Below are 23147 nucleotides of genomic sequence, written 5' to 3'. Positions count from 1 at the left end.
GCGATGACCGGACACTCCCCCGAGACCTCGGTGCCCGCGGCGGCGCCGGCACCCGGTCGTACCCGCGGGGACCGCATCCGTCACGGCCTCTCCGCGCGCCTGCGCAACGGCCTGGAGCGCAGCCGCGGCGGCTCCCTCAACGTCGCGCGCGCGGCCCTGGCGGCCTCCCTCGCCTACGCCGCCAGTCACCTGGTGTGGGGCCACGAGTTCCCGTTCTTCTCCTCCATCGCCGCGTTCGTCATCATCGGTTTCACCAGTGACGCCAAGATGCGGAAGCTGTGGGAGATGGGCGGCGGCGTCATGCTCGGCGTGCTGCTCGGGGAGGCCGCGCGGTCGTTCATCGGCTCCGGCACCTGGCAGATCTTCGTGGTGGTCCTGGTGGCCGGGCTCGCCTCCCGACTGCTGGATCCGGGGATCCTGTTCGGCGTCCAGTCGGCGATCCAGTCACTGCTGGTGGTGGTCATGCCCGTCACCCCCGGGATGACGCCGCAGGGCCGCATCCTCGATGCCCTCACCGGTGTGGTGGTCGCGTTCCTCGTGCATCTGCTGCTCGCCGGGGATCCCCGCCGGATGCAGCGTCGAGCCGCGGATCGTTTCTACACAGAACTCGATGCCACCCTCACCGCCCTGGCCCTCGCCTCCCGCACGGGGTCGCGGGAGGTGGCCGACGCCGCGCTGCGCACCGTGCGGGCGAACTCCCAGCGGCACACCGACTACTGGCGCCTGGCCAATCAGGCCGCCGACGAGGTCGCCCACTTCTCCCCGCACGGTCTGCGCCGTGGACGGGATGTCGAGCGCCTGCAGCACCTCTTGATCGGTTCCGACCGGGCCATGCGCAACGTCCGCATCATCGCCCGCCGCACCGCAGGGTTCATCGCGGCGGTGCAGGGCGCCCCGCATTCGGCCCTCGCCGATGCCTTCGTCGCCGGGCAGGAGGCCGTGGTGGCACTCCGCGACGGCATCGCCGAGGACGTCGATTTCACCGAGGCCCGCCGGCGTCTTCGCCTGTTCGCCTCCTACCTCACCCCGGAACAGGTGCTGCGCTCCGACGCCGGGGAGCACCCGGGCCGCTCGGCCCATTTCCAGGGCGTGGCCCTGGTGATGCAGCTGCGCTCCCTGGCCATCGACCTGCTGGAGGCGACGGGTTTGGACAACGATGACGCCCAGCGGTTCCTGCCGAGCCTGCTGATCGCCGCCGACGGGGACACCATCGGCCCGCGCCCCCTCACCGGGGAGCTGTCGCGGGTGGAGCCGCCCGCCACCACGGAGGCGCTGGAACTGCTGATCACCGATCGCACCGACCCGGGCCGCTGAGCCCGCCGTAGGCGCAACCGCTCCCCGGTACCCTGGGGCGATGACCATCGTGTACGCGCTTGTCGGCATCAATCTGCTGCTGTCCCTGGGCGTGGTGGCACTGCAGGTGTGGGCGCTGATCGAGGCGCTGCGGTTCCGTGCCGATGCCTACCCCGCCGCGGACCGCCGCACCAAGGGGTTCTGGAGCGGACTGACCGCCCTGGCGTTGGTGCTGGGAGTGCTGAGCCTTCCGGTGGTGCCCGTCGCCACCGGCGGTCTGTTCCTGGTGATCGGCGCCCTCATCACCGGGGTGTTCCTCACGGACGTCCGCCCGGCGCTGCGCACCGTCCTGGACCGCGCAGAGCGCAACCGTTGGTGAGACCCCACCTCCCGCCGTCCCTGTGACACACCTCCTCTGACACGAACGCGCCCGCCCCGCAGCTGCGGGGCGGGCGCGTCGTCCGTCAGCGGACGGTCAGCGGGTGGTCACTTCTGGGAGGTGCCGGCCGAGCGCAGGTTCTCGCAGGCCTCCACCACACGGGCGGCCATGCCGGCCTCGGCCTTCTTGCCCCAGGCGCGCGGGTCGTACATCTTCTTGTTGCCGACCTCGCCGTCGACCTTCAGCACGCCCGCGTAGTTCTCGAACATGTGCGCGGCCACCGGCCGGGTGAAGGCGTACTGGGTGTCGGTGTCGATGTTCATCTTGATGACGCCGTTGTCCACGGCCTCGCGGATCTCCTCGAGGGTGGAGCCGGAGCCGCCGTGCATCACCAGGTCGAACGGCATCTCCTTGCCGTACTCCTTGCCCACGGCGTCCTGGATCTCCTTCAGCACCGACGGGCGCAGCTTCACGTTGCCCGGCTTGTACACGCCGTGCACGTTGCCGAAGGTCAGGGCCGTGATGTAGCGGCCCTTCTCGCCCAGGCCCAGGGCCTTGGCGGTCTTCAGACCGTCCTCGGGGGTGGAAAACAGCTTGTCGTTGGAGACGTCCGCCTGGACACCGTCCTCCTCGCCGCCGACGACGCCGACTTCGATCTCGAGGATCTTCTTGGCGGCGGCGGTCTTCTCCAGGAGGCGCTCGGCGATCTGCAGGTTCTCGTCGACCGGCACGGCGGAGCCGTCCCACATGTGCGACTGGAACAGTGGGTCGAGGCCCTTCTTCACGCGGTTCTCGAGGTCCCACTCGATGAGCGGCTCGACCCAGGTAGGCAGGACCTCCTTGGCGCAGTGGTCGGTGTGCAGCGCCACGGTGATCGGGTAGTTCTTGGCCACCACGTGCACGAACTCGGCGAGGGCCAGCGAGCCGGCGACGCGGTCCTTGACGGTGGAGCCGGAGAGGTACTCCGCACCACCGAAGGAGACCTGGATGATGCCGTCCGACCCGGCCTCGGTGAAGCCCTGGAGGGCGGCGATGGCGGTCTGGGAGCTGGAGACGTTCACCGCGGGGTAGGCGAACTTGCCCGCCTTGGCGCGGTCGATCATCTCGGCGTACTTCTCAGGGGTGGCGATGGGCATGGATGCTCCTCACGAGGTATCTCGTCCGGTTCCCGGGCACAGGGCCCGGCTCGTCCCCGATTCTCTCACGCGGGCGGTGCGGCCCCGGGGCCGTCCGTCCCATGCTCCTGGACCCAGCTGTGCATGACGATGGCCGCGGCGGCGGCGACGTTCAGCGACCGGGTGGAGCCGTACTGGGTGATCGCCACCGCCTCCTGGCACAGGGAGGCCAGTTCGGGGCTGATCCCGGGCCCCTCCTGTCCCATGACGAGCATGGCGCGCTCCGGCAGCGGCGCGGCCTCCAGAGGGCGGGCCCCGGGCACGTTGTCGACGGCCACGAGGGTCAGCGCGTGGTCCGCCGCCCAGGCGGCGAGGGCGGCCGGGGTGGAGTGATGGTGCTCGTGCTGGTAGCGGTCGGTCACCATCGCACCGCGGCGGTTCCAGCGGCGGCGGCCGACGATGTGGAAGGCACCGACGGCGAAGGCATTGGCGGTGCGGACGATGGACCCGATGTTCGCGTCGTGTTCGAGGTTCTCGATCGCCACGTGCAACCCGTGGTGCCGGCGGGTGTCGAGGTCGGCGATGATCGCGTCCCGCCGCCAGTAGCGGTAGCGGTCCACGACGTTGCGCCGGTCGCCCTCGGCCAGCAGCACAGGGTCCAGGCGAGGGTCGTCGGGCCAGGGGCGCGGGTGGGGGCCGACACCCACCTCACGGGGCGCCGGGGAGGTCGGCGTCGACCCGCTGCCGTCGGCCTGGTCGGTCTCGTCGGGAGCGGCGTTCACCTTCGCGTGGAACCCTCCGAGCCGGTGCGTTGACCGTCCCCCGGCCCCGCAGTCTCCGTCGGCGTCTCCTGCGGCGCCGCCTCGGTCCCGTCCGGGTCAGCGGCATCCCGCTGATCCAGGCGGCGGTTGGCGTGGTGGTCGGGGTCGGGCAGCCCCAGTGCCCGCCGGCGCCGGTCACGCAGGATGCGGCGGACCACCCAGGTGATCAGCAGCACCGCGATGATCGCGTAGCAGATGTTGGAGATGAGGTCGGTGTAGGGCTGGATCACTTCCCAGTTCTCCCCCAGGCGCACGCCGAGGCCGATGAACAGGGCGTTCCACAGCGCACTGCCGAGCGCTGTGAGCGGGAGGAAGATGCGCAGCGGCATGGCGAACAAACCGGCCGGGATGGAGATCAGGGAGCGGATGCCTGGCACGAAGCGCCCCAGGAAGATGCCCAGGGGGCCATGCTTCTCCATCCACTCGACCGCTCGGTCGTAATCGCTCTCGTGGATCAGCGGCAGGCGCACCACGAGGCGGTGCAGCCGCTCCGGTCCCAGGGCCCGGCCGAGTCCGTACAGCAGCAGTGCGCCGCCGACGGAACCGAGCAGAGACCACAGCAGCATCCCCCAGAAGGTCCCCTCCCCCTGACCGGCGACGACGCCCGCCAGCGGAAGGATCGCCTCGGAGGGGATCGGCGGGAACACGTTCTCCAGGAAGATCAGAAGGGCGACACCGGGCCCGCCGAGACGGCCGATCACACTGATGGCCCAGTCGACGATGTTCATGGGGTGGGGCTCCCTCCGGCCGATGTCCGCGCGACGTCCCGGGGCGGGACGCCGACCCATCGTACGGAGGGAGTACCACGGGTTCAGTGAGCGCGATGGGGAGGTTCCGTGCACATCGCCGGTGCAGATCGCCGGTTACTGTGTGCCCTATGACGTTCAACCCCAACGCGAACATCGGCTCGAGCAACGTCGGTCGGGCCGGTGGCGGCTCGCTGGGCGGCGGCGGCCTCATGCTCGGCGGAGGCGGCGGCTGCCTCATGCTCGTCGTCGTGCTGATCTACGCCCTGATGGGCGGAAATCCAATGTACATCCTCGGCGGTGGCGGCCAGTCGGCGCCGCAGAGCCAGCAACAGAGCGGCGAGCTCAGCGGCGTGGAGGGCTGCGAGACCGGCCAGGACGCCAACACCAATGACGAGTGCCTGGTGCAGGGCGTGGTGGAATCAGCGGACTCCCTGTGGTCGCAGCTGGGCCCGGACTCCGGTATCCGCTGGCAGGAGCCCCGCACCCTGCTCTTCAGCGATCGGGTGCAGACCGGTTGCGGCGGCGCCACCAGCGCCGTGGGTCCGTTCTACTGCCCGGCCAACACCACGATCTACGTCGACGCCAGCTTCTACCAGGAGCTGGAGACGCGGTTCGGGGCCTCCGGTGGGCAGCTGTCGAAGGCCTATGTGGTGGCCCACGAGTACGGGCACCACATCCAGAACCTCCAGGGCACGATGAACTCCATCGACCGCCAGGGCACCGGCCCGCAGTCCGATGCGGTGCGTCTGGAGCTGCAGGCTGACTGCTACGCCGGTGTGTGGGCCCATCACGCCACCCGCACCACCGACCAGAACGGCCAGCCGTTCCTGCAGCCGCTGACCGACCAGGACATCCGTGACGCCCTCAGCGCGGCCTCCGCGGTCGGCGACGACCACATCCAGGAGGATGTCGCCGGCGGCCAGGCGAACCCCGAGTCTTGGACGCACGGCTCCTCGGAGCAGCGCATGAACTGGTTCATGCAGGGTTACCAGGAGGGCACGGTCGCCTCCTGCGACACCTTCAGCGCCCGTCAGGTGTGAGCGCGCGGCACGCGCCGCAGCCACACTGAGTGCAGCAGGGCCCCGGGTGATTCCGACCGGGGCCCTGCTGCGTCCGCGATGCGCACGGGGGTCAGCGCGTCACAATCCCAGCTCGGACAGCTCGTACGCGTACAGGTAGCGGTACCCGGCAGCCTCGACGGCCCGGCGGGACTGCTCGGAGCGGTGGACGATCACCGCGACCGCCGCGATCTCTGCCCCGGCCTCCCGCAGCGCCTCACAGGCGGTGAGCACACTGCCACCGGTGGTGGAGGTGTCCTCCAGCACGACGACGCGGCGACCTTCGACGTCGGGTCCCTCGATGCGACGCTGCAGGCCATGCGCCTTCGCCTCCTTGCGGACCACGAAGGCGTCGATCCCCTCGCCCGCGGCGGCGGAGGCATGCAGCACGGCGTCGGCCACCGGATCGGCCCCGAGGGTGAGGCCACCGACGGCCTCGATCCCCGGCACCAGACCCTCACGCCGCAGCAGGTCCAGCATCACCCGCCCGACCAGCGGCGACGCCTCGTGGTGGAGGGTGATGCGGCGCAGGTCCACGTAATAGTCGGCCTCCGCCCCGGAGGACAGCGTCACGCGGCCGCGCACCACGGCGAGGTCGGTGATCAGGTCGAGGAGTCGGGCGCGGTCAGCGGCGATGTCGGTCATGGGACACAGCGTATCGACCGGTCGCGGCGCATATCGTCCCGCGCTACTGCTCCCAAGGGGCGTGGAGGGCACGCCGGGAGGCCCGCTTGCGGGAGCGTCCCACCCGCCAGCGCGCCAGCGTGGTCTGCCACTGCGGGGAGGCGAGGGCACGGACCAGAGGCCGCGGCGCCACCCGCGAGAACTCCCCCGCTGTGCGGTAGGTGATGGACGGCACCGACAGCACCTGCCCTCGGGCGCAGTCCTTCAGCGCCTCCTCGACCACGAACGGGGCCTTCAACCAGGACACCCGGGGCAGGCCCTCGACATTGATGGCCGCGCGTTCGTGGAACTCGGTGCGCACGAAGCCCGGCAACAGGGCGGTGGCGGTGACCCCGGTGCCGCGCAGCTCCATCGCCAGCGACTCCGTGAACACCGTGACCCAGCTCTTCGCGGCGGCGTATGGTCCGGCAGCGGTGTACCCCGCCAGGGATGACACGTTGAGGATCGCGCCGCGGCGGCGCTGGACCATCGACCGCGCCGCCGCGTGGGAGAGCACCAGGACGGCCCGCAGCAGGGTGTCCATCTGCCGTTCATGGTCGGCGATGTCGACGTCGAGGAACCCGCCGCGCAGCCCGTACCCGGCGTTGTTCACCAGCAGATCCACGGGGTCGACGGGGTCGGTGAGCCGGGTGGCGACACGGTCGGTGGCGGCGCGGTCGGAGAGGTCGGCGGGGAGCACCTCGACGGTGACACCGTGGACGTGGCGGATCTGCGCGGCGACGGCCCGCAACCGGTCCTCATCGCGCGCGACCAACACCAGATCATGTCCGGAACCGGCCAGCTGCCAGGCGAACTCCAGCCCCAGTCCTGCCGTGGAACCAGTCACCAGTGCGCGGGCCATGCCCCGATGGTACGGCCGATCCCCCGGCCCGCCACGGCCAGGATCCGGGTGCGCGACCCGGGCGACCGGGAAACCCGGCAGATCCCCCTCACCCCTAGGATCGGGGCATGCGGATCGCCACCTGGAACATCAACTCGCTGCGCGCCCGGATGGATCGACTGGTCGCCCTCCTGGAGCGGCAGGAGATCGACGTGCTCGCCCTGCAGGAGCTGAAGGCGAAGCCGGCACAGCTGGACCTCACGCGCCTCCAGGACGCCGGATACGAGGTGGCGGTGCACGGCCTGAACCAGTGGAACGGCGTGGGCATCGTCTCCCGGGTGGGTCTGACCGATGTGGTGCAGGAGCTGCCGGGTGCGCCCACATGGCCGACGGAGGACGGGGTGGTGGAGGCCCGGGCCCTCGCGGCGACCGTGGGCGAGGGCCTGCGGGTGTGGTCCCTGTATGTGCCCAACGGGCGGGAGCTGGACCACCCTCACTACCCGTACAAGCTGCAGTGGTTCGAGGCGCTGCGCGCCGAGGGCGCCCGCACCCTGGCGGAGGACCCGCACGCGCGGATGGTGCTGATGGGGGACTTCAACGTGGCACCGCAGGACGAGGACGTGTGGGACATGGGGTTCTTCGAGGGCAAGACCCACGTCTCGCAGCCCGAGCGCGACGCCTTCCAGGCCGTGGTCGACGCCGGTTTCGCCGATGTGGTGCGGCCCGATCATCCGGGCCCCGGGGTCTACACGTACTGGGACTACACCCAGCTGCGATTCCCGAAGAAGGAGGGCATGCGCATCGACTTCGTGCTGGGTTCCCCGGCGGTGCAGCAGGCGGTGCGCGGCTCCTTCATCGACCGCGACGAGCGCAAGGGCAAGGGCGCCAGCGACCACGCCCCCGTGGTGGTCGACCTGGAGTTCTGACCCCTCCCGGGGGCGCGACGGCGGACCGGCGAGGGCTGTCTGCAGGTTTCCTCCCCAGGGGCCGTTCATCCCCGATCCGCCCCGGCCTCTGATGCCGTGGGGGCGGCGGTGCGCACGATGCGGGCATGTCCGCACTCATCGCCCCGCCCCGCCACGACCGCGTCGATGCCCCCCGGGATTCCGCGTCGACCGCCCCGCGTCCGCTCCCCGGCCGCAGCCCCGAGAGGCGGCCCCCGGCGCGGTTCCCGACGCCCGCCCCCGCCACCGTTGACCCCCGCGCGTTCTCTCCCGGTCCCCGCCGCAGCCCCACACCCGTCCCCGCTCCCGGTCGCCCGGTCCCGCAGCCCCGGGGCTCCGATCCTCAGGTGCTGTGGTGGGGTGATACCGGGCCGTTGCGGGAGATCGCGGCCGACCATGCCGCGGCGGCGGGCGCTCGCCTGGTCGACGCCCGCACGCTCGATGCCCGTGCGCTCGAGGCCGGCTCGGCCGACGCCGCAGGTGGCGCAGGAGCCGGCATCCGGGGGGACCTCACCGACCCGGCGGGGTTGCGTCGGGTGGCCGCGTCCCGTGACGCCTCGCGTCCGCTGCTGGTCCTCACCGGTGGGGAACCCCTCGCGGAGGAGGACTGGGAGTGTGCCGTCGAACTCGGCGCCGTCGCGGTGCTGCGCCTGCCGGAGCGCTCCGCCCGGCTGCTGGAGATCCTCACCGCCGCCGTCCGGCCCCCGGCGCAGGGCCGCCTGGTCGCGATGGTCGGTGGCTGCGGCGGTGCCGGCGCATCAAGCACCGCCGCACGCCTGGCCGGGGCCGCCGCCCGCCGGGGGCTGCACAGCCTGCTGGTGGACGCCGACCCCGCCGGCGGAGGGCTCGATCTCCTGGTGGAGGCGCCCGCCTCCCGCGCGCTCACCTGGCCGGACATCGGTCCGGTGGATGCCGACGCAGGTGCTGCCCTGTGGGAGGCCCTCCCGGAGATCGACGGTGTGAGGCTGCTCGCGGGCCCGGCCTGCCCGGGCCTGGACCCGGACCGGTTACGGGAGGTGCTGGCGGCGCTGCGCCGCCTGCCCGCCCTGATCGTGGTGGACCTCGGTGTCGAGCTCGCGCCCGCCGCGCTGCCCCTGATGGACCGGGTGGTGATGGTGACCCCGTCGCATCCGCACGCGGTGGCCGGTGGCCGCCGCCGACGCGAAACCTGGGCGGTGCCGCGCGACCGGGGCGGAGTGCTGGTGCGACGGACCGGCCCCCTGTCCCCCCAGGAGGTCGCGGCGCACCTGGACCTGCCGCTGCTGGGGGCGTTCCGGGACGGTGGCCGAGGTCTCGTGCCCCTGCTGGATGTGCGCCGCGGCGGTGCGGATGCTGCCTGTTCCCGGCTGCTGCAGAGGTGGGCGGGCCGATGAGCACCCTCGACCTCGTGCGACGTGTGCGGGAGGACGTCGCCTCCCATCCCGGCCCTGTCGATGCCCACCGGGTCTCCCGGATCCTGCGGGAGGCCGGGGATGTGGTCGGTGGCCCGGAGCTGCTGCGCCTGACCGGCCTCGCCCGTGACCACGTGCAGGGCCTGGGGCCGCTGCAGCCCCTGGTCGTCCCCGGGGTCACCGACGTGCTGGTGAACCCCGACGGCAGCGTGTGGGTGGAGGACACCTCCGGGCTGCACCCGGCGGACTGCCACCTCGACGCCGACGACGCCCGCGACCTGGCAGTGCGTCTGGCGGTGGCGGCCGGGCGACGGCTCGACGACGCCCAACCGTGCGTGGATGCTCAGCTGCCCGGTGGGGCCCGTCTCCACGCGGTGCTGCCACCGGTCAGCGACGGGGGCGCTGTGATCTCGCTGCGCTTCCCCTCCGGGCGTCGCCTGGACCTGGCGGACCTGTGCCGCAGCGGCATGGTGGACACGTCCGTGGAACCACTGCTGCGGGCGGTGATCACCCGGCGCGCCGCCTTCCTCATCTCCGGGGGCACCGGGACGGGGAAGACCACGCTGCTGGGTGCGATGCTCGCCCTCGCCCCGGCCACGGAGCGTCTGCTGGTGCTGGAGGACTCCCGGGAGCTGCAGATCGACCACCCGCACACCGTCGCGCTGCAGTCCCGGCAGGCCAACACGGAGGGACGCGGCGCGGTGCCCCTCGCGCAGCTGGTGCGGGAGGCCCTGCGGATGCGGCCCGACCGGATCATCCTCGGCGAGTGCCGCGGCGCCGAGGTGCGGGAACTGCTGCAGGCCCTGAACACCGGGCATGAGGGCGGCTGCGCCACGGTGCATGCGAACTCCGCCGGGGATGTGCCGGCACGTCTGGAGGCTCTCGGTGCCCTCGGGGGACTCGACGCCCCCACGCTCGCCGCGCAGGCGGTGAGCGCCCTGGACGTGGTGCTGCATCTGGAGCGACGCGGGGGCCTGCGCCGACTCACCCAGGTCGCCACGATCGGCCGCGGGGCCGACGGTCGCCTGCGGGCGCGCATCGCCCTGGATCTCAGCGGGCGTCAGCCCCGTCCGGGGCCCGGGTGGGAGGAGATCGAACAGCGGCTGCGACTGGATCCGCCTGCGGCACCGACGGGGCGGCGGCGCGCATGAGCGCCGTCCTGGGATTCGCGGCCCTCACCACCGCGGCGCTGCTGCTGATCGTCCTGCCCGCGCCCGGGGTGGCCGTCCCGGGGGGTGCACCTCTCGCTCCCCGGGGGTCCGACGCGTCCGACGCCGCCGAGCCCCGCGGATCGTGGCGGGCCCTCCTCGGTGGCCGTGAACCGGCCGCCCGGGAGGTGTCGGCACTGGTCGAACGTCTCCTGGCGGTGCAGCGCACCGGCGCTGCTCCCCGTCGCGTCTGGGAGGGCCTGCTGCCCACCACCCCCCTGCCGCTCCGACCCCTCGCCCGGGCCCTGGCCGGCGGCATCCCCGCGGCGGAGCTGCTTCACCACCCGACCGCGCAGGCAGCACCGGTGCGGACGCTGCTCACGGCGCTGGCCCTGTGTGAGAGGACGGGCGCTCCGCTCGGCGGGGTGCTGTCCTCCCTCGTCGCCGCACTGGAGGACCTCGACGATGCGGAGCTCGCCCGGCGCAGCGCCTTCGCGGGCCCCCGCGCCACCGCCGGGATCCTCGCCATCCTGCCCGTGGTCGGAGTGGGTCTGGGCACGCTGATCGGAGCCTCTCCGGTGACGGTCCTGCTGCGCTCCTCCTCCGGACCCGTCCTGCTGGTGGCCGGGGCCGCGCTCACCGGCTGCGGCTGGTGGTGGATGCACCGGTTGATGCGCGCCTCCCGGGGGACCTCGGAGCAGGTCGACCCGACGGTGGTGCTGGACCTCGTCGCGGCACCGCTGTCGGCGGGGTTGCCGTTGGGCACCGCCCTGCAGGAGGTCGCCGCCTGCCTGCCGGAGAGCTCCTGGCGCGGAGTCCTCCTCCGCTCCGCGGCCGCGCTGCGGGCCGGTGCCGACCCCGCCCACGCCCTGCGGGACCTTCCGGCGTCCCTGGCCCCGCTGCGGGATGCCTGGACCCTCGCCGAACGCAGCGGTGCCGACCCCTCGGGCATGCTCCGGGCCGCTGCCCGGGCCTCTCGCCGCACCCGCGCCCGGGACGCCGAGGCGGAGGCGGCCCGGCTCGCCGTACGCCTGGTGCTGCCGACCGGGCTGGCGCTGCTTCCCGCGTTCCTGCTGCTCGGCATCGTGCCGACCGTGATCTCCCTGCTCGGCGGGTCCTTCGGGGACCTGCTCGGCGGGGCACCGGCCACCGGGACCGTCCCGGTGCCGCCTTCGGGCGGATGACGGGGCCCCAGGGCCCCACCGATCACCACCGGAAACCCCCGACGCGTCACCCGACGTGTCACCTGACAGAAGGAGAGAATCATGTCCCTCACTACCCTTCCCGGCAGCCGCCTCGCGGTGGACCTGCGTCAGCGCCTGTCCGCCGAGGACGGCGCCACCACCGCCGAATACGCCATCACCGTGTTGGCCGCCTGCGGCTTCGCTGCGGTGCTGGTGGCGCTGCTCGCCTCGAACGAGGTGCGGGAGCTGCTGTTCGGCATCATCACCCGCGCCCTCGGGTCGGCCTGATGACCGCGCGGTCGCCCCGGTCCTTCCGTGCGTGCCGACGCCTCCTCGTGGCCCTGCGGGAGGACCGGGGCACCGCCACCGCCGAGACCGCGATCGTCCTGCCGGTGGTGGTGGTGCTGTGCACGGTGCTGCTGATCGTGGGAGCGGTGCTCGCCCAGCAGGTGCAGGTGGAGTCCGCCGCCCGGGCCGCGGCCCGGGAACTCGCCCGCGGGGAGAGTGTCGCCTCCGCCGAAGCCGCAGCGCATCGCATCGCCGGGCCCGACACCCGGGTCTCCGTCTCCCGGAGCGGCCCCTGGGTGGAGGTCACGACCACCCGACGATGGTCCGCCCCACCCGGGGTGCTGCACGGGCTGTCGGGCACCCTGACCGGCCATGCGTCGGCACGGCTGGAACCCCAGTTGCTTCCGGAGGGGTCGCCGTGACGCTGCCGGTCAGGCTGCGCGATCAGGTCGCCGGCGAGAACGGATCGGCGCCCGCAGCGGTCCTTGCCTGGGGCGGGGTGCTCCTGTCTGTCCTCGCGGTGCTGGCGCTCACCGGTCAGCTCACGGTGGCGCAGGCACGGGCCGCGACCGCTGCGGATCTCGCAGCGCTCGCCGCTGCCGATGCCGCGCAGGTCGGCGCACCGTCCCCCTGCGGTGTGGCGGCGCAGGTCGCCGAACGTAACGGCGCGTCCCTGGCACGGTGCAGCGTGCTCGGACAGGACGTGGTGGTGACGGTCGAGGTGCCCACCGGCTCGCGCCTCGGCGGCGGCGTCCGCGACACGGCGCGGGCGGGCCCTGCACCGGCATCGACCCTCCCCGGCACCCCGGAGGGGCTGGAGAGACAGGAGGGGGCGCCGTGAGCGTTCCAGCGGTGTCAGTCTGCGGTCTCCCCGGCCGCCTGGACCAGGAGATCCAACAGCAGCAGCGCCGCGGATTTGTCCAGGGGCTCATTGCCGTTGCCGCATTTGGGCGAGACCACGCAGGCAGGGCATCCGGCCTCGCAGCGGCATTCCCGCACCGCATCCGCGGTGGCCCGCAGCCATGCCGCCGCATCCTGGGCGCCGCGTTCGGCGAAACCGGCACCACCGGGTGCCCCGTCGTACACGAAGATCGTCGGCTCACCGGTGTCCTCGTGCAGGGCGGTGGAGACCCCGCCGATGTCCCAGCGATCACAGGTCGCCAGCAGCGGCAGCATCCCGATGGAGGCGTGCTCGGCGGCGTGCAGCGCCCCGGGCAGCGCCTCCGGGACGATGCCCGCGGCGGCGGTCCTCTCCCCCGGCACCACCCACCAGACAGCCTTCGTGGTGAGGGTCCGCGGCGGCAGATCCAACGGATGCTGCCCCAGCACCGCCTGGGTGAACACGTCCCGGACCTGGTAACCGGTCACCTGGTCCGTCACATCCACCGTGCCGAAGCACAGCTGCACCCCGTCCCCCCAGGGGCGGCGCCAGTCCTCCTGCCGCACCCGGATGGTGGAGGTCGACTGCGCGTGGGTGGTGTACAGGGGATCCTCCCGGTGCACCAGAGCCACCGCGGAGTCGACCTCCAGGTGGTCCACCACGTAGCTGCGGCCCTGGTGGAGGTACACCGCGCCGTCGTGCACCTGCTGGTGCGCACTGGCCGCGTCCACCGTCCCCAGCAGGGCCCCGGAGGCACCCTCGACGATCCGCACCGGCTCCCCACCGCTGCCGCGCAGATCGGTCAGCTCATGGGCGGAGCGCTCCATCGTCCAGTACCACCCGCCGGGGCGCTTGCGCAGCACGCCCCGCGCCGTCAGGGACTCCAGCAGCTCCCGCGCCGTCGGACCGAGGGCATCCTCGGTGCCGTGGCGGATGGGCAGCTCCGCGGCGGCGGCGCACAGGTGCGGCATCAGCACGTACGGGTTGGTGGGGTCCAGCACGGCCGCCTCCACCTCCATGCCGAACACCGATTCGGGGTGGTGCACCACGTAGGTGTCCAGCGGGTCCTCCCGGGCGACGAACACCGCGAGCGCCCCGCCGTCGCCACCGCCGCGACGTCCGGCGCGTCCGGCCTGTTGCCACAGCGACGCCCGGGTGCCCGGCCAGCCCGCGATCAGCACCGCATCCAGCCCCGACACGTCGATGCCGAGCTCCAGGGCATTGGTGGAGGCGAGGGCCCGCAGCTCCCCCGAGCGCAGCCCGTCCTCCAGCTGTCGACGCTCCTCGGCGAGATACCCACCGCGGTAGGCCGCCACCCGGGTGGCGCGGTCGGCGAGCGCCGCGCTCGCCCGCTGCTCCGCGGCCTCGGTGAGCAGTCGCCGCGCACCGGAGGCCACCAGTTCGGCGGAGCGCCGGGAGCGGGTGAACACCAGGGTCTGCACGTCCCACGCCACCAGGTCCGCGAGCAGCCCGGCCGCCTCGGTGGTGGCGGAGCGCCGCAGCGGCTCCTCGCGACCATGCTCCTCGTCGCGGTCCCCGGGGCGGCCGTCCACCACCGCGCGGGATCCGGGCTCCCACAACCCGAAGGTCAGGCCCGCCCGCGGAGAACCGTCCTCGGTGACCGCCTCCACCTCCGCCCCCACCAGACGGGAGGCCGAGATCTCCGGGTGCGCGCTGGTGGCGGAGGCGAGGATCATCGTGGGCTCCGCACCGTAGGAGCGGGCGACGCGCAGCAACCGCCGCAGGACCAGCGCCACATGGGAGCCGAACACCCCGCGATACGTGTGGCATTCGTCCACGATCACGTAGCGCAGCGCCCGCAGCAGGTGGGCCCACTGGTCGTGCCCCGGAAGGATCCCGTAGTGGAGCATGTCGGGGTTCGTCAGCACGAAGGTGCCGTGGCGGCGGATCCAGCGGCGCTGCTCGCTCGGGGTGTCGCCGTCGTACACGGCAGCGCGGGCACCGCGGATCCCGGCCCCGTCGATCAGCGCGGTGATGTTCGTCAGCTGGTCCGCGGCGAGCGCCTTGGTGGGTGCGATGTACAGGGCGGTCGCCCGTGGCGCCGAGGGGTCCAGATCCCGCGCCCCGATGGCACTGAGCGAGGGCAGCAGGTACGCGAGGGACTTCCCGGAGGCCGTCGCCGTCGCCAGCACCACGTGCCGGCCCTCATGGGCCAACTGCGCCGCCCGCTCCTGGTGGGTCCAGGGGGCGTGCACGCCGCGGGAGGAGAGATGCTCGACGATCCGCGGATCGGCCCACTGCGGCCAGTGACCGTGTCTGCCGGGCCGGGCGGGCATCCGCTCCACGTGGGTGAGGCAGCTGCGGCGGGTCAGCGGCTCCGACAGCTCCCTCAGCAACTCGATCGCACGCCCGTCCTCCACGGCACCCCCGCCTCGTGTGTGCGTCCTGCGGTCTCGCCGCCTCGGCGGCCTCGCCGGGCCGCGCCGCAACTGGGGCACAATCGTAGCCATGCCCGCCGCCTCCCCCGCTGTGCCGACACTCACGCCCGACCTGGCCCGCGACCTGCGGCAGGACCTCACCGATGCCCACTTCACCAGCGACCACCTGGAGGAGCTGCTCGACGCCCCCACGCGTGCCGCCCTGGAGCGGGAGGACCCGATCCCGGCGCTGCGGGCGCTCGCCGGGCGCTCCGACGCCGCCTCCGTCCTGTTCACCGTCTTCGCGCTGGGCCGGTCCGTCCCCGTCGACGCCCTCGCCGGCGCCCTGCCCCGCACCGGCGGCGCCGTGGAGGGACTCGGCCTGGTGCGGATCACCGACGGGACGGCGCACCCGCTGTTCGAACTGCAGCCGTACACCGCCACCGACGACGCCGGGGAGATCCAGTGGTGGATCCTCTCGGACCTGTCGGAGCTCGCCACCGGACAGCCGCTGCCGCCGGATCATGTCCTCGGTGTCGGCGGTGCGTCCCTCACCCTGGCGCGGATCACCCCCCGCGACCGGGTGGGGCGGGCCCTCGACCTCGGCTGCGGTGGAGGGATCCAGGCACTGCACCTGGCCCGCCACGCCGAGCAGGTCGTCGCCACGGACCTGTCGTCTCGGGCCCTGGCGGTCGCCGCGGTCAACGCCGCCCTCAACGGCATCGACCTCGACCTGCGCGAGGGTTCCCTGCTGGAGCCCGTCGCCGGCGAGACCTTCGACCTGATCGTCTCCAACCCACCGTTCGTCATCTCCCCCAGCACCGGCGCGGAGACCTGGACCTACCGCGACGGCGGGGAGCCCGGGGACCGTCTCCTCGCCCGCCTCCTCGCGGACCTGCCCGCCCACCTGGTACCGGGCGGTCGCGCCGTGATGCTGGGGAACTGGGAGATCACCGACCCGGAGCACTGGGACGCCCATCCCCGCGCCTGGCTCGAGCGCACCGGGCTCGATGCACTGGTGCTGCAGCGGGAGGTCAGCGACCCCGCCGCGTACGCGGGCACCTGGGCCCGGGACGGTGGCGTCACCCCGCGCGATGCCCACTGGGTGGACCTGATCGGCGCCTGGCTGGACGACTTCGCGGCCCGCCGCGTGCAGGGCGTCGGCTTCGGCTGGATACTGCTGCAGCGTCCTGCCGACGCCCCTGGTCCCGGTGTCGTCACCGAGCACGTCACCACCCACGGCACCGGCACCCTCGCCCCGAACCTGTGGGAGTCCCTCGCGCAGCGCCGCCGCCTGGCCGCCCTCGACGACGACCAGCTGTTCTCCCTGCACGCGGTCCGGGCTGACGAGGTGCGCGAACGCCGCCACCTGGTGCCCGGTCACGTCGATCCCGAACTCATCGAGCTGGTGCAGGGCGCGGGTCTCGGCCGGATCGTCCGAGCCGATCAGGTCCTCGCCGCGACCGTCGGCGCATGCGACGGGGAGCTGTCGCTGGGGCAGATCCTGGCGGCGGTGTGCGCCCTCACCGGGGAGGATCTCGACACCACCCGGGAGCGCACCGCCCCGCAGCTGCGGGACCTGCTGGCCTGGGGTCTGCTGAGAGAGGGCTGAGCCACCGCGGGCCGTCGGTGCCCACGGCTCGTCCCTGCGAAGCGTGTACGGTGATCTGACGCCGCGGCCGAGCACTGTGCCGTCGGCGATCAGGACAGCGTCGCCGCCGCTCCCCCGAGCGGTGCGCGGAAGGGTGGGTGACCGTGGCCGGAAAGCGGCATCTGGTGATCGTGGAGTCCCCGGCGAAGGCCCGGACGATCGGCCGCTACCTGGGGGACGACTTCGTGGTGGAGGCCTCCGTCGGCCACATCCGCGACATCCCGGAGCCCCGTGACCTCCCCGCCGAGGTGAAGAAGGGCCCGTACGGGCGATTCGGTGTGGACGTCGAGGGCGGCTTCACCCCGTACTACGCCGTCGACCCCGACAAGAAGAAGCGTGTCGCGGACCTCAAGCGTCTCCTCAAGGACGCCGACACCCTCTACCTCGCCACCGATGAGGACCGCGAGGGGGAGGCCATCGCCTGGCACCTCCTCGAGACGCTCAAGCCGTCGAAGTCCACCCCGGTGCACCGCATGGTGTTCCACGAGATCACGCAGGACGCGATCCGCGCCGCCCTGGAGAACACCCGCGACGTCGACGTCCATCTGGTCGATGCCCAGGAGACCCGCCGCATCCTCGACCGCCTCGTCGGCTACGAGCTGTCCCCCGTGCTGTGGCGGAAGATCCGCCAGGGCCTGTCCGCCGGGCGTGTGCAGTCCGTCGCCACCCGCCTGGTGGTCGAGCGCGAGCGGGAGCGCATGGCCTTCGTCGTCTCCCCCTACTGGGACGTCATGGGCGCCTTCGCCCCGCAGGGCGGCGGTGAGGCGTTCACCGCGAAGCTGCGGCAGGTCGACGGCTCCCCCGTCGCCCAGGGCAGCGATTTCGCCGACGACGGCACCCTGCGCCGGACGACCGCGACCGTCCTCACCCAGGAGACCGCGACGGCCCTCGCCGATGCTCTGCGGGAGGGCCCGGCGACGGTGACGTCACTGGAGTCGAAGCCGTACACGCGTCGGCCCGCCGCACCGTTCACCACCAGCTCCCTCCAGCAGGAGGCGGGACGGAAGCTGCGCATGGGCGCCCGGGAGACCATGCGCACCGCCCAGTCGCTCTACGAGGGCGGGTACATCACCTACATGCGGACCGACTCGGTGGCGCTGTCCTCGGAGGCGATCTCGGCGGCTCGCACCCAGGCCGCCGAGCTGTACGGCCGGGACATGGTGGCCGAGAAGCCCCGCCGCTACGCGAGCAAGTCCGCCAACGCGCAGGAGGCCCACGAGGCCATCCGGCCCGCCGGTTCCACCTTCCGCACCCCGGCGGAACTGGCGAGCCAGCTGCACGGCGACGCGCTGAAGCTCTATGACCTGATCTGGAAGCGCACCGTGGCCTCCCAGATGGCCGACGCGAAGGGCTCCACCACCACGGTGGATCTCACCGTCGAGGCGCAGGGTCGCACGGGTGTCTTCCGCGCCTCCGGCACGATCATCACCTTCCGCGGGTTCCTCGCCGCCTACGAGGAGGGCCGCGACGCCTCCCGGTATGACGAGGAGAGCGACGACAAGCGTCTGCCGCAGATGCACGAGGGCGAGCAGCTCGACGTGCGGGACATGACCCCGGAGGGCCATGAGACCGCCCCGCCGCCGCGATACACCGAGGCCTCGCTGGTGCGGGCGCTGGAGGAGCGCGGCATCGGCCGACCCTCCACCTACGCCTCCACCGTCTCCCTCATCCAGGACCGCGGTTACGTGGGCAAGAAGGGCACCGCCCTGGTCCCCACCTGGGACGCCTTCGCCGTCACCCGGTTGCTGGAGGAGAACTTCGGCACCTACGTGGACTATGAGTTCACCGCCCGGATGGAGGATGATCTGGACCGGATCGCCCGCGGCGAGTTGGACCGCCCCTCCTATCTGGGGGCGTTCTACCGCGGGGACGGCACCGACGAGCACGCCGGTCTGCGTTCCGCCGTCGACGGGGCCGGGGAGATCGACGCCCGCGAGGTCAGCTCCGTGCCGATCGGCGAGGGGATCGTGCTGCGGGTGGGTCGCTACGGCCCGTACCTGGAGCAGCCGGGCCCCGAGGGTGCCGATCCGATCCGCGCTAACGTGCCTCTGGACATCGCCCCGGATGAGCTCACCGTGGAGACGGCCCGGGAGCTGCTGGAACGGCAGAAGTCCGATGGTCGCGTGCTGGGCACCGACCCGGAGTCGGGCCGTGAGATCGTCGCCAAGGATGGGCGCTACGGCCCGTACGTCACCGAGGTGATCGCCGAGGAGGAGGTCGCGGACCTCCCGAAGACGAAGCGTCCGAAGCCGCGCACCGCGTCGCTGCTGCGCTCCATGGACCTCGCCACCGTCACCCTCGACGACGCCCTCAAACTGCTGTCCCTGCCGCGTGTGCTCGGCACCGACGAGGACGGTGCCGAGATCACCGCCCAGAACGGTCGCTACGGCCCGTACTTGAAGAAGGGCACCGACTCGCGCTCCCTGGAGTCGGAGGAGCAGCTGTTCACGATCACGCTCGACGAGGCGAAGGCCCTGTACGCCCAGCCGAAGCAGCGGGGCCGCGCCGCCGCGAAGCCGCCGCTCAAGGAGCTGGGGGTCGACCCCACCAGTGAGAAGCCGATCGTGGTGAAGGACGGCCGCTTCGGCCCGTACATCACTGACGGCACCACCAACGTGACGCTGCGGCGGGACGACACCCTCGAGTCGCTGACGCACGAGATCGCGGTGGAGCGCCTGGCGGAGAAGCGCGCCAAGGGCCCGGCCCCGAAGCGTGGGCGGGCCGCCTCGACGTCCTCCCGCGCCTCGAAGGGCACGAAGAGCACGACGAAGTCCACGAAGAGCACGACGAAGCGCGCGTCGGGCACGAAGGGCTCCGGAGCGGCGACGACGTGATTCCGGTGCGCGCCCGGGTGCGGTACCGGGGCAGGTAGGCCGCGACGGGCGTGCCGCGCATCACGATGCGGTTGCAATCCTCCCGGCAGGACCTCGCGCTGGGTCGGGCGACGTGAACACCGCCTAGGATGGGGGCACCCTGTCGATGACGACCAGAGGAGGACCCCATGGCCCGCTCGATCACCCGCCGCGCCGCACTCGGAGGAGCTGCAGCAGCCTCAGCTCTCAGCCTGTCGGCCTGTCTCGCTCAGCCCGGTGGCGAGTCCGGGGGAGGCTCGGGATCGGGAGGCGGCTCGGGTGAGGGTGGTCCGGTCACCATCCTCGGCGCCTTCGGCGGCCAGGAACAGGAGGCCTTCCTCGCCTCCCTCCAGCCGTTCATGGACGAGTCCGGCATCGAGATCCAGTACACCGCCGATCAGGACTTCACCACCACGATCCGCACCCGGATCCAGGCGGGGGATGCTCCGGACATCGCCCTGTTCCCGCAGCCGGGTGGCCTGTTGGAACAGGCGGCTGCCGGGAAGGCGCTGCCCCTCGACGATCATCTCGACATCGAGTCCCTCAAGGGCAGCCTGATCTCCGGATTCCTCGACGCCAGCACGCAGGACGGCAAGGTCTACGGCGCGCCCATGCGCATGGCCTGCAAGTCTCTCGTGTGGTATCCGAAGGCGGCGTATGAGGCCGGTGGCTACTCCACCAGCCCGGCGTCGATGAACGAACTGCTGGACATCACAAGCAAAATTAAGGCCACCGGAATCGCCCCGTGGAGCGATGCCTGGGGTGCCGATCAGGCCACCGGCTGGGTCGGGACGGACTGGCTCGAGGAGTACATGCTGCGCATGTACGGCCCGGAGGTTTACGACCAGTGGGTCGCCCACGAGATTCCCTTCAATGACCCGCAGGTGGTCGCCGCTCTCGACCGGCTCGGTGAGCTGCTGAAGGGCGAGGGCAACGTGCTCGGCGGAGTGAACACGATGATTAACACCGCGTTCTCCGACGCCCCGCTTCCGCTGTTCGAGGAGAAGCCCACCGCGATGCTGATGCGTCAGGGCAACTTCATCAGCGGCTTCTTCCCGGAGGACGCCGACGTCGACGCCACGATCGGCGTGTTCGCGATGCCGTCCTTCGACGACGGGTTCAAGGGTCAGCCGATCCTCGGCGGTGGCGATCTCGCCGCGCTGTTCTCCGACAAGAAGACCGCGGTGGATGTCCTCACCTTCCTCGCGTCCCCGAAGTTCGGCGTGGAGTGGGCCAAGGCCGGTGGCTGGCTCAGCCCGCACACCACCTTCGACGCGGCGAACTATCCGGACGAGACCACGCGCTCGATCGCCGAGATCGCGTCCAGCGCGGAGGTGTTCCGGTACGACGGTTCCGACCTCATGCCGAACGCCGTCGGCGGTGGCTCGTTCTGGACCGGCATGGTCGAGTGGCTGAACGGCACGAAGACGAGCCAGCAGGTGCTCGACGAGATCGAGAACGGCTGGCCCGCCTGATGTCGGTCCCGTCGACGACGACGGGACGGCACCCCACGCAGACGCGGCGCGGGGGCTCCGGCCCCCGCCCCCTCCGTCTGCTGCTGGGCACCGTCGGCATGGTCGTGGTGGCGTACGTCGTCGTGAATGCCTTCCTGGCCTTCGCGCTGTTCCCCCAGTGGTTCTTCCGCTCGGGCATCCTGATCGGGATCCTCGGCCTTGCCGTGGGCATTCTCGGATCCATCCTGTTCTTCCGGTTCCTGAACATGGCCATCGAGGGCCTTCCCTCCCGGATGAGCGAGGGGCTGATCCCCTACGCATTCCTTCTGCCCGGTCTCGCGCTGCTCGGCCTCATGCTGGTGTACCCCGCGGTGCAGACGGTCGTGTATTCGTTCGCCAACCGTGATTCCACCGCATGGGTGGGGCTCGCCAACTATCGAGCGATCTTCTCCAGCGCGGATTTCTGGCAGGCGCTGCTCAACAACTTCCTGTGGATCCTGATCGTGCCGGCGGTGACGGTCGCCTTCGGTCTCGCCGTGGCCGTCCTCGCCGACAAGCTCAGCAGCACCGGTGAACGGATCACGAAGTCGACGATCTTCCTGCCGATGGCCATCAGCTTCGTGGGGGCCTCCACCATCTGGGGCCTGGTCTACGCCTACAACGCACCCGGAACCGCCCAGGTGGGTCTGCTCAACGCGATCTGGACCTCTCTGGGAGGGGAGCCCCAGGCCTGGCTGCAGATCTCGACGGGACGGTTGAACTCGCTGCTGCTCATGGTGATCCTGGTCTGGCTCCAGACCGGTTTCGCCATGGTGCTGCTGAGCTCTGCCATCAAGGCCGTCCCCGAGGACACCATCGAAGCCGGCCGGATGGACGGAGCCTCGGAGGCGAGGATCTTCTGGCAGATCGTCTTCCCCCAGGTGCGCACGACCCTGCTCGCCGTCTTCATCACGGTGCTGATCCTGGTGCTGAAGGTGTTCGACATCATCTACGTGATGACGAACGGCCGAGATCAGACCGATGTGATCGCCAACCTGTTCTTCCGTCGGCTCTTCGTCGATGCGAACGCCGGCCAATCCTCCGCGATCGTGGTGGTGCTGCTGGTGCTGATCATCCCGGTCCTGATCTACCAGGTAAGGGCCTTCCGCGCGCAGGAGGCGAACCGATGAGCGGCCGGATGGCGGATAGGCGGCGTCGATCGCCGCTCGCGATGGTGACGATGACCGTGCTGGCCCTGCTGTGGACCGTGCCGACCATCGGACTGCTGATCACCTCGTTCCGGGACCGTGTCTCCGTGGCACGGTCGGGCTGGTGGACGGCACTGACGGATCCTGTGGGAGCCGGGTGGACTGTCGAGAACTACGGCCGGGTGCTGGCGGGCGCCGGATTCGGCGAGTCGATCATCAACTCCCTGGTGGTGGCGATTCCCGCGACGGTGCTCCCGATCCTGTTCGCCGCCTTCGCGGCGTACGCCTTCACGTTCATGGAGTTCCGTGGCAAGGATCTGCTCTTCATCGTGATCGTCGCTGTGATGGTGGTGCCGATCCAGGTGGCTTTTCAACCACTGCTGAACCTGTTCGGCCCGCGTGGCCTCGGCATCTCCGGGCAGTTCGTCGCGGTGTGGTTGCTCCACACGGGCTTCGGCATGCCGCTGGCGATCTACACGCTCCGCAACTACATGGCGACCCTGCCCGCCTCGGTGGTGGAGAGCGCGAAGATCGACGGCGCCTCCCACTACCAGACCTTCTGGCGCCTGGTGGCGCCGATGTCGATGCCGGCCATCGCGGCCTTCGCGACCCTGCAGTTCCTGTGGGTCTGGAACGACCTGCTGATCGCGAAGCTGTTCCTCTCCGGCAACAATGCGACGGTCATCGTGAAGCTGCAGCAGATGCTCGGCACTCAGGGGCAGGGCCAGGAGCTGCTCACCGCGGGCGCCTTCCTGTCCATGATCATCCCGATGATCGTGTTCTTCACCCTCCAGCGGTTCCTGGTGCGCGGCATGACGGCCGGTGCGGTCAAGGGCTGACCCCGCCCTCCCCTGCACCCGGTGGTCTGTCG

General features: G+C 71.7%; 21 protein-coding genes. 15 read left to right on the top strand and 6 right to left on the bottom strand.

From position 1 onward, the window contains the following. Positions 1-3: 3 nt before the first annotated feature. Positions 4-1314, top strand: coding sequence for an FUSC family protein (locus JSY14_RS09175; protein ID WP_259558515.1), 1311 nt, complete (start codon positions 4-6; stop codon positions 1312-1314). A 40-nt stretch (positions 1315-1354) separates the two neighbouring features. Next, on the top strand, positions 1355-1672 hold the full coding sequence (locus JSY14_RS09170; protein WP_259558514.1) for a DUF2516 family protein: 318 nt from the start codon (positions 1355-1357) through the stop codon (positions 1670-1672). 107 nt (positions 1673-1779) lie between these two features. Here the strand turns inward: JSY14_RS09170 and fbaA are convergent, their stop codons facing one another. The 3 genes from fbaA to JSY14_RS09155 form a co-directional block, all read right to left on the bottom strand. Then, positions 1780-2808: a class II fructose-bisphosphate aldolase gene (gene fbaA / locus JSY14_RS09165; protein WP_259558512.1), complete on the bottom strand. Its 1029-nt coding sequence runs from the start codon at positions 2806-2808 to the stop codon at positions 1780-1782. Positions 2809-2873: 65 nt separating this feature from the next. Continuing rightward, complete coding sequence (locus JSY14_RS09160; RefSeq protein ID WP_432803628.1) at positions 2874-3569, bottom strand: TrmH family RNA methyltransferase; 696 nt, start codon at positions 3567-3569, stop codon at positions 2874-2876. Beyond that, on the bottom strand, positions 3566-4336 hold the full coding sequence (locus JSY14_RS09155) for a DedA family protein (protein WP_259558510.1): 771 nt from the start codon (positions 4334-4336) through the stop codon (positions 3566-3568). Before JSY14_RS09155 ends, JSY14_RS09160 begins: the two co-directional genes overlap by 4 nt. Positions 4337-4485: 149 nt before the next feature. On the opposite strand from JSY14_RS09155, the gene ypfJ reads away from it, so the two are divergent. Then, positions 4486-5397, top strand: coding sequence for a KPN_02809 family neutral zinc metallopeptidase (gene ypfJ / locus JSY14_RS09150; RefSeq protein WP_259558508.1), 912 nt, complete (start codon positions 4486-4488; stop codon positions 5395-5397). Between the two features lie 99 nt (positions 5398-5496). On the opposite strand, the gene pyrE is transcribed toward ypfJ, so the two are convergent. Continuing rightward, positions 5497-6060, bottom strand: a complete 564-nt coding sequence (gene pyrE / locus JSY14_RS09145) for an orotate phosphoribosyltransferase (RefSeq protein ID WP_259558500.1) — start codon at positions 6058-6060, stop codon at positions 5497-5499. A 43-nt stretch (positions 6061-6103) separates the two neighbouring features. Continuing rightward, complete coding sequence (locus tag JSY14_RS09140; RefSeq protein WP_259558498.1) at positions 6104-6940, bottom strand: SDR family NAD(P)-dependent oxidoreductase; 837 nt, start codon at positions 6938-6940, stop codon at positions 6104-6106. A gap of 107 nt (positions 6941-7047) precedes the next feature. On the opposite strand from JSY14_RS09140, the gene JSY14_RS09135 reads away from it, so the two are divergent. The 7 genes from JSY14_RS09135 to JSY14_RS09105 all read left to right on the top strand — a co-directional run bounded on the left by JSY14_RS09135 (position 7048) and on the right by JSY14_RS09105 (position 12715). After that, the gene (locus JSY14_RS09135) at positions 7048-7845 is read left to right on the top strand and encodes an exodeoxyribonuclease III (protein ID WP_259558496.1); all 798 of its coding nucleotides are present in this window, start codon (positions 7048-7050) and stop codon (positions 7843-7845) included. Between the two features lie 125 nt (positions 7846-7970). Beyond that, positions 7971-9236, top strand: coding sequence for a CpaE-like family protein (locus JSY14_RS09130; protein WP_259558494.1), 1266 nt, complete (start codon positions 7971-7973; stop codon positions 9234-9236). After that, the gene (locus tag JSY14_RS09125) at positions 9233-10405 is read left to right on the top strand and encodes a TadA family conjugal transfer-associated ATPase (protein WP_259558492.1); all 1173 of its coding nucleotides are present in this window, start codon (positions 9233-9235) and stop codon (positions 10403-10405) included. Before JSY14_RS09130 ends, JSY14_RS09125 begins: the two co-directional genes overlap by 4 nt. Further along, positions 10402-11586, top strand: coding sequence for a type II secretion system F family protein (locus JSY14_RS09120; protein ID WP_259558490.1), 1185 nt, complete (start codon positions 10402-10404; stop codon positions 11584-11586). The genes JSY14_RS09125 and JSY14_RS09120 overlap by 4 nt, the downstream gene beginning before the upstream one ends. Positions 11587-11667: 81 nt before the next feature. Further along, a complete protein-coding gene (locus tag JSY14_RS09115; RefSeq protein ID WP_259558488.1) occupies positions 11668-11874 on the top strand; it encodes a DUF4244 domain-containing protein in 207 nt (68 codons plus the stop codon). Continuing rightward, positions 11874-12296, top strand: coding sequence for a TadE family type IV pilus minor pilin (locus JSY14_RS09110; protein WP_259558486.1), 423 nt, complete (start codon positions 11874-11876; stop codon positions 12294-12296). Before JSY14_RS09115 ends, JSY14_RS09110 begins: the two co-directional genes overlap by 1 nt. Further along, the gene (locus JSY14_RS09105) at positions 12293-12715 is read left to right on the top strand and encodes an Rv3654c family TadE-like protein (RefSeq protein ID WP_259558484.1); all 423 of its coding nucleotides are present in this window, start codon (positions 12293-12295) and stop codon (positions 12713-12715) included. Before JSY14_RS09110 ends, JSY14_RS09105 begins: the two co-directional genes overlap by 4 nt. 14 nt (positions 12716-12729) lie before the next feature. Here the strand turns inward: JSY14_RS09105 and JSY14_RS09100 are convergent, their stop codons facing one another. Further along, positions 12730-15135 carry a DEAD/DEAH box helicase gene (locus JSY14_RS09100; RefSeq protein ID WP_259558482.1) on the bottom strand — a complete coding sequence of 802 codons (2406 nt, stop codon included), beginning with the start codon at positions 15133-15135 and terminating at the stop codon, positions 12730-12732. Positions 15136-15223: 88 nt separating this feature from the next. On the opposite strand from JSY14_RS09100, the gene JSY14_RS09095 reads away from it, so the two are divergent. From JSY14_RS09095 to JSY14_RS09075, 5 genes are all read left to right on the top strand, one after another. Then, complete coding sequence (locus tag JSY14_RS09095) at positions 15224-16744, top strand: methyltransferase (RefSeq protein ID WP_259558474.1); 1521 nt, start codon at positions 15224-15226, stop codon at positions 16742-16744. A gap of 143 nt (positions 16745-16887) precedes the next feature. Continuing rightward, positions 16888-19617, top strand: coding sequence for a type I DNA topoisomerase (gene topA, locus JSY14_RS09090; RefSeq protein ID WP_259559642.1), 2730 nt, complete (start codon positions 16888-16890; stop codon positions 19615-19617). Between the two features lie 167 nt (positions 19618-19784). Continuing rightward, entirely contained in the window at positions 19785-21110 is a 1326-nt protein-coding gene (locus tag JSY14_RS09085; protein ID WP_259558473.1) for an ABC transporter substrate-binding protein, read from the top strand. Continuing rightward, on the top strand, positions 21110-22258 hold the full coding sequence (locus JSY14_RS09080; RefSeq protein WP_259558472.1) for a carbohydrate ABC transporter permease: 1149 nt from the start codon (positions 21110-21112) through the stop codon (positions 22256-22258). The genes JSY14_RS09085 and JSY14_RS09080 overlap by 1 nt, the downstream gene beginning before the upstream one ends. Then, positions 22255-23115, top strand: coding sequence for a carbohydrate ABC transporter permease (locus tag JSY14_RS09075; protein WP_259558471.1), 861 nt, complete (start codon positions 22255-22257; stop codon positions 23113-23115). The genes JSY14_RS09080 and JSY14_RS09075 overlap by 4 nt, the downstream gene beginning before the upstream one ends. The last annotated feature ends 32 nt before the right edge of the window (positions 23116-23147 follow it).

The organism is Brachybacterium sillae, assembly GCF_025028335.1.
GTDB classification, from domain to species: Bacteria; Actinomycetota; Actinomycetes; order Actinomycetales; family Dermabacteraceae; genus Brachybacterium; species Brachybacterium sillae.
Note: the sequence above shows the minus strand (reverse complement) of the source record. Positions and strands in the feature narration are given on the sequence as shown.

What these genes read in the sequence shown, in the direction of transcription:
- JSY14_RS09175 (WP_259558515.1), top strand. Translation starts at nt 4, where the DNA reads ATGACCGGACACTCCCCCGAGACCTCGGTGCCCGCGGCGGCGCCGGCA.
- JSY14_RS09170 (WP_259558514.1), top strand. Translation starts at nt 1,355, where the DNA reads ATGACCATCGTGTACGCGCTTGTCGGCATCAATCTGCTGCTGTCCCTG.
- fbaA (WP_259558512.1), bottom strand. Translation starts at nt 2,808, where the DNA reads ATGCCCATCGCCACCCCTGAGAAGTACGCCGAGATGATCGACCGCGCC.
- JSY14_RS09155 (WP_259558510.1), bottom strand. Translation starts at nt 4,336, where the DNA reads ATGAACATCGTCGACTGGGCCATCAGTGTGATCGGCCGTCTCGGCGGG.
- ypfJ (WP_259558508.1), top strand. Translation starts at nt 4,486, where the DNA reads ATGACGTTCAACCCCAACGCGAACATCGGCTCGAGCAACGTCGGTCGG.
- pyrE (WP_259558500.1), bottom strand. Translation starts at nt 6,060, where the DNA reads ATGACCGACATCGCCGCTGACCGCGCCCGACTCCTCGACCTGATCACC.
- JSY14_RS09140 (WP_259558498.1), bottom strand. Translation starts at nt 6,940, where the DNA reads ATGGCCCGCGCACTGGTGACTGGTTCCACGGCAGGACTGGGGCTGGAG.
- JSY14_RS09135 (WP_259558496.1), top strand. Translation starts at nt 7,048, where the DNA reads ATGCGGATCGCCACCTGGAACATCAACTCGCTGCGCGCCCGGATGGAT.
- JSY14_RS09130 (WP_259558494.1), top strand. Translation starts at nt 7,971, where the DNA reads ATGTCCGCACTCATCGCCCCGCCCCGCCACGACCGCGTCGATGCCCCC.
- JSY14_RS09125 (WP_259558492.1), top strand. Translation starts at nt 9,233, where the DNA reads ATGAGCACCCTCGACCTCGTGCGACGTGTGCGGGAGGACGTCGCCTCC.
- JSY14_RS09120 (WP_259558490.1), top strand. Translation starts at nt 10,402, where the DNA reads ATGAGCGCCGTCCTGGGATTCGCGGCCCTCACCACCGCGGCGCTGCTG.
- JSY14_RS09115 (WP_259558488.1), top strand. Translation starts at nt 11,668, where the DNA reads ATGTCCCTCACTACCCTTCCCGGCAGCCGCCTCGCGGTGGACCTGCGT.
- JSY14_RS09110 (WP_259558486.1), top strand. Translation starts at nt 11,874, where the DNA reads ATGACCGCGCGGTCGCCCCGGTCCTTCCGTGCGTGCCGACGCCTCCTC.
- JSY14_RS09095 (WP_259558474.1), top strand. Translation starts at nt 15,224, where the DNA reads ATGCCCGCCGCCTCCCCCGCTGTGCCGACACTCACGCCCGACCTGGCC.
- JSY14_RS09085 (WP_259558473.1), top strand. Translation starts at nt 19,785, where the DNA reads ATGGCCCGCTCGATCACCCGCCGCGCCGCACTCGGAGGAGCTGCAGCA.
- JSY14_RS09080 (WP_259558472.1), top strand. Translation starts at nt 21,110, where the DNA reads ATGTCGGTCCCGTCGACGACGACGGGACGGCACCCCACGCAGACGCGG.
- JSY14_RS09075 (WP_259558471.1), top strand. Translation starts at nt 22,255, where the DNA reads ATGAGCGGCCGGATGGCGGATAGGCGGCGTCGATCGCCGCTCGCGATG.